The organism is Lentzea sp. NPDC005914 (assembly GCF_040629405.1).
In the GTDB taxonomy this organism is placed as follows: domain Bacteria; phylum Actinomycetota; class Actinomycetes; order Mycobacteriales; family Pseudonocardiaceae; genus Lentzea.
This window is the reverse complement of the sequence record NZ_JBEXVQ010000003.1, coordinates 173,648-184,109: the sequence shown is the minus strand read 5'-3', so window position 1 is coordinate 184,109 and position 10,462 is coordinate 173,648. Positions and strand designations below refer to the sequence as shown.

Annotated in this window: 10 protein-coding genes; 4 read left to right on the top strand and 6 right to left on the bottom strand. The window is 69.1% G+C overall.

The genetic code is table 11. The annotated features are described in order from the left end of the window. Position 1: 1 nt before the first annotated feature. From ABZ345_RS05880 to ABZ345_RS05865, 4 genes are read right to left on the bottom strand one after another with little or no spacing between them, the layout of a single operon-like run. Complete coding sequence (locus tag ABZ345_RS05880) at positions 2 to 538, bottom strand: nucleotide exchange factor GrpE (protein ID WP_359843394.1); 537 nt, start codon at positions 536 to 538, stop codon at positions 2 to 4. 3 nt (positions 539 to 541) lie between these two features. Next, positions 542 to 2,413, bottom strand: coding sequence for a molecular chaperone DnaK (dnaK, locus tag ABZ345_RS05875; RefSeq protein WP_359843392.1), 1,872 nt, complete (start codon positions 2,411 to 2,413; stop codon positions 542 to 544). Beyond that, the gene (locus ABZ345_RS05870) at positions 2,413 to 2,922 is read right to left on the bottom strand and encodes a general stress protein (protein WP_359843390.1); all 510 of its coding nucleotides are present in this window, start codon (positions 2,920 to 2,922) and stop codon (positions 2,413 to 2,415) included. Before ABZ345_RS05870 ends, dnaK begins: the two co-directional genes overlap by 1 nt. Positions 2,923 to 2,932: 10 nt before the next feature. After that, complete coding sequence (locus tag ABZ345_RS05865) at positions 2,933 to 3,319, bottom strand: Hsp20/alpha crystallin family protein (RefSeq protein ID WP_359843388.1); 387 nt, start codon at positions 3,317 to 3,319, stop codon at positions 2,933 to 2,935. 139 nt (positions 3,320 to 3,458) lie between these two features. On the opposite strand from ABZ345_RS05865, the gene ABZ345_RS05860 reads away from it, so the two are divergent. The 4 genes from ABZ345_RS05860 (at position 3,459) to ABZ345_RS05845 (ending at position 7,183) form a co-directional block, all read left to right on the top strand. Then, positions 3,459 to 5,162, top strand: a complete 1,704-nt coding sequence (locus ABZ345_RS05860; RefSeq protein ID WP_359843386.1) for a helix-turn-helix domain-containing protein — start codon at positions 3,459 to 3,461, stop codon at positions 5,160 to 5,162. Beyond that, positions 5,159 to 5,710 (top strand): MEDS domain-containing protein, encoded by a 552-nt coding sequence (locus ABZ345_RS05855; RefSeq protein WP_359843384.1) that lies wholly within the window; start codon positions 5,159 to 5,161, stop codon positions 5,708 to 5,710. The genes ABZ345_RS05860 and ABZ345_RS05855 overlap by 4 nt, the downstream gene beginning before the upstream one ends. A 38-nt stretch (positions 5,711 to 5,748) precedes the next feature. After that, positions 5,749 to 6,789 (top strand): hypothetical protein, encoded by a 1,041-nt coding sequence (locus tag ABZ345_RS05850; protein ID WP_359843382.1) that lies wholly within the window; start codon positions 5,749 to 5,751, stop codon positions 6,787 to 6,789. A gap of 100 nt (positions 6,790 to 6,889) precedes the next feature. Continuing rightward, positions 6,890 to 7,183 carry an STAS domain-containing protein gene (locus ABZ345_RS05845; RefSeq protein ID WP_359843380.1) on the top strand — a complete coding sequence of 98 codons (294 nt, stop codon included), beginning with the start codon at positions 6,890 to 6,892 and terminating at the stop codon, positions 7,181 to 7,183. Between the two features lie 10 nt (positions 7,184 to 7,193). On the opposite strand, the gene ABZ345_RS05840 is transcribed toward ABZ345_RS05845, so the two are convergent. Both ABZ345_RS05840 and ABZ345_RS05835 read right to left on the bottom strand, forming a co-directional pair. Next, entirely contained in the window at positions 7,194 to 8,309 is a 1,116-nt protein-coding gene (locus ABZ345_RS05840; RefSeq protein WP_359843378.1) for a glycosyltransferase family 4 protein, read from the bottom strand. After that, positions 8,297 to 10,447: a glycogen debranching N-terminal domain-containing protein gene (locus ABZ345_RS05835; protein WP_359843376.1), complete on the bottom strand. Its 2,151-nt coding sequence runs from the start codon at positions 10,445 to 10,447 to the stop codon at positions 8,297 to 8,299. Before ABZ345_RS05835 ends, ABZ345_RS05840 begins: the two co-directional genes overlap by 13 nt. Positions 10,448 to 10,462 lie beyond the last annotated feature (15 nt).

Here is a 10,462-nt window from a genome sequence, read left to right as displayed (position 1 = left end):
CTCACCCCTGGGCGGTGCGGGAGACGGCGACCGAGGCCGGGCGGAGGTCGCCGTAGCCAGGCCGCAGCACGCGCACGACCGTGTTGGGAGGTGAGTCCGGTTCGTCGAGCACCGTCACGACCTCGTGCCGGCGTGGGTCGAACGGCACACCGATCGCGTCCTGGCGCGGGTAGCCGAGCCGGGCGAGCACGTCGACCGCCTGGTCGCGGATCGCCCGGACGCCGTCGGTGAACGCGCCGCCGCCCGCATGGCCGAGTGCCAGCTCCAGGTTGTCCAGCACCGGCAACCACGCCGACGCCACCCGTGCGCGTTCGGCCGTTCGTTCCCGATCCAGCTCCCGGCCGTAACGCTTGCGCACGTTGTCCAGTTCGGCCACGGCGCGCAGCCAGCGGTCCTCCAGTTCGGCGAGTTCCGGGACCGGCGCCGGAGAGGGAGTGGCGCCGGTCCCGGCCTCGGCCGCGGAATCCACCACAGCCTCCGCGCCGGACTCCGGCGCGGAGGCTGCAGCGGAGCCCACGGCTTTCCCCTTGGTGGTCATGGGTCACACCCGATCGAAGTCGGCGTCGACGACGTCGTCATCCGATGGCGCACCTTGGTCCGCGGCGGGCGGGGGAGCCGACGACCGCGTCACCTGCAGGCCCTGCAGGACCTGGGTCAGCTCTCCGGTCAGTTCCCGCACGCGCTCGACGGGTGCGTCCGACTCCAGCGCCTCGCGCGCGTCGGAGATCAGCATCTCGGCACGCGCACGCTCGTGCGACGGGGCGTTATCGCCGAGATCGGACAGCGTCTTCTCGACCTGGTAGGCGATCGAGTCGAGCGTGTTGCGCGCGTCCACGGCCTCGCGCAGCCGCTGGTCCTCCGCCCGGTTCGCCTCGGCCTCGGACACCATCCGCTCGACCTCGGACGTGTCCAGGTTCGAGCTCTCACTGATGGTGATGCCCTGTTCGGCGTTGGTGTCCTTGTCACGGGCGGTCACGTTCAGGATGCCGTTCGCGTCCACGTCGAACGTGACCTCGACCTGCGGCTCACCGCGCGGCGCCGGCCTGATCCCGGTCAGCTGGAACCGGCCCAGCACCCTGTTGTCGGCCGCGCGTTCGCGTTCGCCCTGCAGGACCACCACGTCCACGGCCGGCTGGTTGTCCTCGGCGGTCGAGAACACCTCGGAGCGGCGCGCCGGGATCGTCGTGTTGCGCTCGATGATCCTGGTCATCACTCCGCCGCGGGTCTCCACGCCCAGCGACAGCGGGGTCACGTCGAGCAGCAGCACGTCCTTGACCTCGCCCTTGAGCACACCGGCCTGCACCGCGGCACCGAGCGCCACGACCTCGTCCGGGTTCACGCTCATGTTCGGGTCCTTACCGCCGGTGAGGCGGCGGACGAGCTTCTGCACGGCCGGAATCCGGGTCGAGCCGCCGACCAGGATGACCTCGTCGATGTCGTTCTCGGACACCTTGCCGTCGGCCATCGCCTGCTTGACCGGCTCGAGGCAGCGTTCCACGAGGTCGGCGGTGATCTGCTCGAACGTCGACCGCGTGACGGTCTCCGTCAGGTGTTTGGGACCGTCCTTGTCCGCGGTGATGAACGGCAGGCCCACCTGGGTCTGGGTGACCGCGCTCAGCTCGACCTTGGCCTTCTCCGCGGCCTCGTAGAGCCGTTGCAGGGCCTGCGGGTCGGTGCGCAGGTCAATGCCCGTGTCGTTCTTGAACTTGGAGGCCAGGTGATCCACCAGCCTGCGGTCGAAGTCGTCGCCGCCGAGGTGGGTGTCGCCGGAGGTGGAGCGGACCTCGACCACGCCGTCGCCGACGTCGAGCAGGGACACGTCGAACGTGCCGCCGCCGAGGTCGAACACGAGCACGGTCTCGTGCTCCTTCTTCTCCAGCCCGTAGGCCAGTGCGGCCGACGTCGGCTCGTTGATGATCCGCAGGACCTCAAGGCCGGCGATCTTGCCCGCGTCCTTGGTGGCCTGGCGCTGCGAGTCGTTGAAGTACGCGGGCACCGTGATCACGGCCTCGCGGACCTTCTCGCCGAGGTAGTTCGACGCGTCGTCCACCAGCTTGCGCAGCACCTGCGCGCTGATCTCCTCCGGCGCGTGCAGCTTGTCGCGCACCTTGAAGGCGGCCGCTCCGTTCGGGGCTTCGACGACGTCGAACGTGACCGTCGCCGCCTCCTCGGTGACCTCCTGGTAGCGGCGGCCGATGAACCGCTTGGCCGAGTAGATCGTGCCCTTGGGGTTCAGGATCGCCTGGCGCTTCGCCAACTGGCCGACCAGCCGCTCGCCGCTCTCGGTGAACGCGACCACGGACGGGGTCGTCCGGGCGCCCTCCGCGTTCGAGATGATCGTGGGCTGGCCGCCCTCCATCACCGCGATCGCGGAGTTCGTCGTGCCGAGGTCGATCCCCACTGCCTTGGCCATCAGGAACCACTCCCCGTGCCCAGCTTGGCCAGCAGCCGCTGCGCCTCGTCCGCGACCTCCTCGTCCACGACGAGGTCGTACCGGCTCGGCACCATCGCCGTGACGGAGCTGAAGTCGCGCCGGCCGCGTTGCATCCCGTAGAAGATCGCGCCCATGATGGCGCCGATCACGGCACCGAACACCAGGCCGTACAGGGCCAGCGTCAGCGCGGCGACGAGCGGGTTGACGAGGTCGAACAGGCCGAAGATCCAGCCGAACAGCACTCCGGGAACGGCACCCGACGCGGCGCCGTTGAGCAGCGCGCGGCCCCAGTTGAGCCGGCCGACGACCTGCTCGACCATGCGGACGTCGTTGCCGATGATCGCGGTGCGGTCCACCGGGAAGTTGTTGTCCGAGAGGTGATCCACGGCCCGTTCGGCGTCGCGGTAGTTGGTGAACGACGCGATCGTCCGCCGTTGGCCGGCGGCGGCCGTCGTACGCGAGTGCGAACCTGAGTGCTGGGTGGTCATCACTGCCTCCTCAGGAGATCTCGATCTGGCGAGGTTTGCTGGACTCGGCGACCGGGATGGTCAGCACGAGCACGCCGCGGTCGAAGTTCGCGGACAGGTTGGCGGCGTCGAGCATGTCGCCGAGGAAGAACTGGCGGCTGAACTCGCCGTGCGGCCGTTCGTCGATCAACACCTCGTCGTCCTCCTGCCACAGGGGGCGCCGCGAGGCCTTGACCGTGACCACGTTGCGTTCCACGGTCACGTCGACGTCCTCGCTGCCGACACCCGGAAGGTCGAGCGCGACGACGCACTCCTCGCCGCGGCGGAACGCTTCCATCGGCAGCGCTCGTGGTGTGCGGACCGTTTGCTCGGTGAGCCGGTCGAGTTCGCGGAACGGGTCGAAGCGCATGAGTGTCATGACCTCCACCGTGGCGAAGGCTCTGCTGCGGCGCGTCCGCCTGCGAGGACTAAATCGGCCCACTGTGCTGGACCCGGCAGCACAGTGACGGCGGAGATAGGCTGCTTGACAAAACGCAACCACGGCTTGGGGTAGGGGCATGGTCAGCGACGCCGGAGGTTTGGACAGTTGGGCACGGGCGCAACTGTCCAATCTCTACGGCCTGTTTGTGTTGTCGATGATGATGTTCGACACCAGGGACGCGGCGAAGATCCTCGCCCTGGCGGCGACTTCGGTTTCCTCACTCGGTCCGTGCGCGTCCGAGAACACCTATCTGATGGTCGACGGCGAGCTGGTGCACACGCCCTCGGACCAGCCCGTGGGCTCCGAGCTCGACCTGATCGTGTCCGAACTGGACGATCATGACTCCGCCGTGACGCTATCCGACGGAAAGTGGCGCTGGGCGTTCCTGTTGCGCGGCCTGAGCGGCGTCACCGGATGCCTGGTCGTGGTCGCGGTGCAGGAGCCGACGGTCGACGAGTTCTTCCTGCTCAAGACGCTCGGCCAGCAGACGAGTGCGGCGCTGGCGAACGCGGCGCTGTACCGCAAGGAACACGAGCAGCGGGTCGAGCTGCGCCGGTCCAACGACGAACGCGCGACGGTGAACGCCCAGCTGACCACGACGGTGTCCCGGTTGCGGCAGCAGGAACAGGTGCACGACGTGCTGAGTCGAGTGACCGCTCTCGGCAGTGGTGAACCGGGACTCGCGCATGCGTTGTGCGACCTGACCGGTTTGCCCGTCGCCATCGAGGACCGGTTCGGCAACCTGCGCGCCTGGGCGGGGGCGGGCCGCCCGGATCCGTACCCGAAGATGTCCGCGCGGCGTCAGGAGGACCTGTTGCGCCGTGCCGCCCGCCTGACGCGCCCGCTGCGCGAACGTGATCGGCTGATCTCGCTGGTCAAACCGCACCACGAGGTGCTGGGCGTGATCGCCCTGATCGATCCGGACAAGACCGCGCGTGACCACGAGATCTTCACCCTGGAGTACGGCACGACGGTGCTCGCGCTGGAGCTGGCCCACCAGCGCAGTCTCGCCGAGGTCGAGCTGAGGCTGCACCGCGACCTGGTGGACGACCTGGTGGTCGGCACGGACAATGAGAGCGCGTACGCGCGCGCCGACGCGCTGGGCCACGACCTGCGGGGCCCTCACCACGTCGTGGTCGTGCAGTGGCACGGTCTCCAGGCCGATGAGGCCATGTCCGACGCGACCGTTCGCGCGATGGCCGAACTGGAATGGAAAGCGTTGTGCGCACGGCGCTCCGGTGTGGTCGTGCTGCTCGTGAACGGCAACCCGGACGGTGAGGCGCTGTTCCGCGCGATGACGCGGGAACTGGGAGCCGACACCGGCGTGATCGCGATCGGCGGGCGCTGTGCCACGCCGGACGAACTGCCGCGCTCGTTCACCGAGGCGATGCGCACGCTGCGCATCCGGCAGACGTCGCACGCGCCACGCGGAGCAGCGTTGTTCGACCAGCTGGGTCTCTACCGGATCCTCGACACGGGCGACAGCCGCGGAGATGTCGCGGCGTTCGTGCGGGAGTGGCTGGGCGGCCTGATCGACTACGACGACAGCAGGTCCGCGGACATGGTCCACACGCTGTCCCAGTTCCTGGAGTGCGGCGGCAACTACGACCGGACGGCGACCGCGCTGTTCATCCACCGCAGCACGCTGCGCTACCGGCTCGGCCGGATCAGGAAGATCACCGGTTTCGATCTCGGTGATGTGGAAACTCGACTCAACGTCCACGTGGCCACCCGAGCGTGGCAGGTGCTGCAAGGGCAGGCCGGAGAGGCACAGCCATGAGTGCGACGTTCGACGGTGTGACCCTTGACGTCCACGCACACCTGTGCGTCTTCCACCACGGTCGTGATGAACGGGACTCGCTGCTGGTCCCTTTCCTGCGTGACGGGCTGCGCCGCGGTGAGGCGTGCCAGTACTTCGTCTCCGCTGGGGAGTCCGACGATGCCGTGAGCAGCCTGGACGGTCCGGACCCGCGGCTGGTGGTGCACGAGCCGAAAGGCGGTCACCTGCGCGGTGACACGCTCGCCAGCGAGGCGATGCTGGCCGACCTCGACGACTGGGCGGCGCGTTCCGGGACGATCTGCCGGGTGGCGGGCGACATGGGGTGGGTGGAGGAGTTCCTGCAACCCGCGGGACAGATGGACGCTCTGTTCCAGCACGAGCTGAACGCCGAGATGTGGGTGCGCACGCGGCCGGTGTACGTGCTCTGCTTCTACGACCTCGGGGTGTTCGGCGGTGACGTGGTCGTCGCGATGGTGAAGGCGCATTCCCAGATCTGGATGGGCGGCGTGCTGATCCACAACCCGTACCACCAGCGTGCACCGGTCTGAAGGTGTACCCGTGGTGGTGCTGAGGTACCCGACGATGCATGCAGAGGACCGTGGTGCTCGGCCTGCTCGCCGATCCCGGACTGGCCACCGACATCGTGCAGGACGTCGCGGGTGATCTGCCGCGCCGGTTGTCCCGTGACGTGGACGGTGACGTGACATGGCGGGTTGTGCCCGTGTGCGACCAGTTCGCGGCCGATGAGCACGGCACGGTGCGACATGTGGTGCAGGCCGTGCGGGATCAGGTCGTCGAGGAACGCTGCGATCTGTGGGTGTGCCTGACAGATCTGCCGCGCCGCGCGGGCACCGACCCGGTGGTGGCCGACGCGAGTGCTGACGACGGCCTGGCCGTGGCGTCGCTTCCCGCACTCGGCGGCTGGGGTCTGCGCAGGAAGACCGTGGACGTGGTCAGCGCGGTCGTGGGTGAGCTGACCGACAACGAGGTCCCGGTACCGCGGCTCGCCCGGCGGATCGACTCGCCCACCGACGACATCGGCGTGCGGTTCGTGGCCTCCCGTCCGGGCGGGAAGCTGCGCCTGATCGCGGGCATGATCAAGGCGAACCGGCCGTGGCGGCTCGCGATGGGCATGTCCAGCGTGCTCGTCGCCGCGTTCGGCACCGGCGCGTACGCGTTGATCAGCTCGACCATCTGGCAGCTCGGCGCGTCCGCGTCAGCCGCCCGGCTGGTGGCGGCGATGCTGGTGTCCATCACCGCGATGGTGATCTGGCTGATCGTCAGCCACAAACTGTGGGAACAGCCGTCCGACGAGGTCGAACGGGGACGGGCGCGGTTGTACAACCTGACCACGGTGATCACGATCGGCCTGGGGATCTTGACGCTCTACCTGGCCCTGTTCGTCCTCGTGCTCGCGGCGGGATGGCTCGTGCTCGACCCCGGCGTGCTGGCACGGCAGATCGAGCACCCTCCCGCCCTGCCGGACTATCTCGGGATCGCGTGGCTCGCGGCGTCGATCGGGACCGTGGCCGGCGCGCTGGGCGCACGGCTGGAGAGCGACGAGGCAGTGCGCAACGCCGCCTACGGTTACCGCCAGCAGCAGAGGCGCAAGAAACTCGGGGCGTGACACAGCAGGCCCATGGCGTACTGGTGAATTGCGCCTGGGGGAACGAAGCGTCGCACCTTTGAGGTACGCGATCGTCCACGCACGACAAAATGTGCTGGAGGTGAGCGTGGTGGTTCCCGTCGCCGTTGCGAAGGTGATCAGGGTCCGCGTCAGCGGGGAGATCGACGCGTACACAGTGGACAGACTGATCAAGGTGATCGAGCCGCATCTGGACATCTCGGACGCGTTGATCGTTGTGGATCTCAGCGACGTCACGTTCCTCGGCGCGGCGGGCCTGCGGGCGCTCGTGGAGGCCGAGAACCACGTGCGCCGGGTGGGATCGAGGCTGTACCTGATCTCCGCGACCGCGGCGGTGCAGCGGTCGCTCGCGTTGCTGGACGTGGTGCGCGAGTGATTCAGGAACGCTAGTTCGCTGTCGGCACCGCCAGCGTGTAGCCGTTTCCGTTGGTGGTGGTGACAGCCTGCTTGGACAGCTGCCTCACGCCCATGCCGGCACGACCGGCGATCGAGCGGTACAGCGATTCGTAGCGCGACGCCATCAGGTCCACGTCGAACCGGTCTCGCGCGTCCGAACGACATCGCTGCGGGCTCAGCGATTCCACGTCGCGCAGCCCGGAGATCAGCTCCGCCGGGGAGTCGCACACGAACCCGGTCTCTCCGTGCACGATCACCTCCGGTACGGAACCCCGGCGCAACGCCACGACCGGTGTGCCGCAGGCCAGCGCCTCCGCCATCACGATGCCGAACGGCTCCGCCCACCGGATCGGGAAGAGCAGGCATCGGGCGGCCGAGAGCAGGGAGAGCTTGCGCGCCCGGTTCACCTCGCCGAGCCACTCGACCCCGTCGCTCAGCATGGGTTCCACCACGTCCCGGAAGTACTCCAGCTCGGCGGGCTCACGGCACTTGGCCGCGATCAGCAGTCGCACACCGGCCTCTCGTGCGGCCGTGATCGCGGCCGGGATGCCTTTCTCCGGCGTCGCGCGGCCGGGGAACAACACGAAGTCCTCTTTCCGCGCGCAGAACGGGAAGTCCTCGACCCGCACGCCGTTGTGGACCATGCCGGCCCAGTGCAACGACGGTGCGGCGATGCGCTGGGCCTCCGACAGCGCCACGAGGTGCACGCTGTCGCCCAGGTCCCGGTAGTAGCGCCCCATCTCGCCGGTCACCGGTCCGTGTGCGGTGACCACGGTCGGCACGTCGCGGCCGCGAGCCAGCAGAGGGCCCGCCAGTGAGTGGTCGTGCACGACGTCCACGTCGAGGCGGTCGAGCAGGTCCGGCAGCGCGGCGGCGTGCGTGACCTCCGGCATGGCCTGCCCCATGCGTTCCGGTTGCGCCGCCGGGGAAACGGCGATGAACGAGGCGCGAGTCCGGTTGCGGCCGACGCCGATCAGGGTGACCTGGACGCCACGTCTTGTCAGCTCGTCGGTCAGGTCGGCGCACATGGACTCGATGCCGCCGTACGCGGTGGGCGGAAGCTCGAACCACGGCGGCGCCACCATCGCGACTTTCAGTTGCTCCATTCCGGACGGATCCCCGCCGCACGCGTCGTGAAACCTGACGGGACTTCGTACACGACCGAAATTCTCTCCGGCAGCCCGGAAACCCGGACCTCCGAGTCGACCTCCACGGTGACGCGCGCACCCGCGAGCGGCAGGTTGTCGATCGCGAGTGGCAGGAACTCGTCGGGCAACGCGGGCGCGAGCCGGATCTCGCCCTCCGGCACGGACGGTTCGAGCCGCAGCAACACGCGCAGCAGGTGCACCGGTGACGCCGAGGCCCACGCCTGCGGAGAGCACGATGTCGGGTACGGCACCGGGCGGGCGTAGGAGGCGCGGTCGAACCCGCAGAGCAGTTCGGGCAACCGGCCGCCGAACGCGTTCGCGGCGTCGAACACGGCGATGGCGACGCGTTGTGCGTGCTCGATGAACCCGTACCGCATGAGGCCGGCCGCGACGATGGTCGAGTCGTGCGGCCAGACGGACCCGTTGTGGTAGCTCATGGGGTTGTAGGCGCCCATGTCGGAGGCGAGCGTGCGCACACCCCAGCCGGTGAACATCTGGGGCGACAGCAGCGATGCCGCGACGTGCGGCGCCTTGTCGTCGTCGACGATGCCGGTCCACAGGCAGTGCCCGGCGTTGGAGGTGACGGCGTCGACCTGCCGTTTCTCGTGGTCCAGCGCCAAGGCGTAGCGGTTCAGCGATGGCATCCAGAACGCCTCGTTGAACCGCTTCTTCAACTCCGCCGCCCGTTCCAGCCAGTACCGGGGATCTGCGCCGGTCGCTCGGGCGAGACCGGCCCGTGCGCGAAACGCCGCGTAGACGTAGCCCTGCACCTCGCACAGTGCGAGCGGGCTTTGGGCGATCGTGCCGTCCGCGAAGTTGACGCCGTCCCAGGAGTCCTTCCAGCCCTGGTTCACCAGCCCGCGTTCGGTGTGCCGGTGGTACTCGACGAACCCGTCGCCGTCGCGGTCGCCGTAGCGATCCACCCACTCGAGCGCGCGGTCGGCGTGGGGCAGCAGTGCCTCGACCTGGTCACGCCCGATGCCCCACCGGCTGAGCTCGCCGAGCAGCACCACGAACAACGGTGTGGCGTCGGCGGTTCCGTAGTAGATGTTCCGGCCGCCCAGCGCCAGCGACACGTCCGCGCCGAACCTCATCTCGTGCGGGATCCGGCCGGGCTCCTCCTCGCTGTTGGGCTCGACCACCCGTCCCTGATGGCGGGCCAGCGTGTGCACCGTGCCGAGCGCGGGCGACGGATCGAGGGCGAGCGCCATGAGTGACGACAGAATCGAGTCACGCCCGAACAACGTCATGAACCACGGTGCTCCCGCCGCGATCACGGCGTCCTCCGGCCGGTCCGGGTCGAAGATCCGCAGCGCGCCCAGGTCCTCACGGCTCTGCCGCAATGTGCGCATCAGCGCGGGGTCGCCGAACACCCGCAGCACCGGTCCCAGCTCGTGCCACCGCCGCGCTCGCAGCACGGGTGCCGACTGCTCGATCGGGTGGTCCAGCGGGAACAACGGGGGAGCCGGCTCACCGTCCACCACCGGACGCGCGACGATGCGGGTCGACCACTCGCCGCGCGCGGGCACGAGCGCGTGGAACGTCATCCGGTCGAGCGTGTACTCGGCGTGCTCACCGCTCACCCACAGGCCACGGCTGCCACGACTGAGCCTCAGCCCGTCATCGCGCACTTCCGCGGCGTGCCGGTCGTCGAGGCGCACGCGGTCCTCCTTGACCTCGAAGAGATCCGCGAAGTCCGCCTGGACGTGCACGGACAGCGACACCGACACGTCGGCCGGCCCGTAGTTGCGCAGGACCACGTCCTCGCGCATGCCCGCGCCGACGTACCGGGTGCGTTCCACCAGCAGCGAGCTCTCGCCGCGCTGCCCGAGATGCGCGCGGCCGAGGAAGGTCGTGCGGAACGGCTCACCGGGCACCACGGTGATCGGCTCGATCGACGCGTCGTTGATCCGCACGCGCCATCCGGACACGATGCGGGTGTCCATGAAGAACGTGCCCTGCGGCCCGTCGGCGTGGATGTCACCGTCGTGCCCGCAGACGCAGAACGACGTGCCGTTGACGAGGGTGACCGTCCCGCCGGCGAGTCCCGACGACGACACCGGCGGCTGTCCTTCGAACGCCCAGCCCTCAGTCATGCTGTCCTGGCGGCG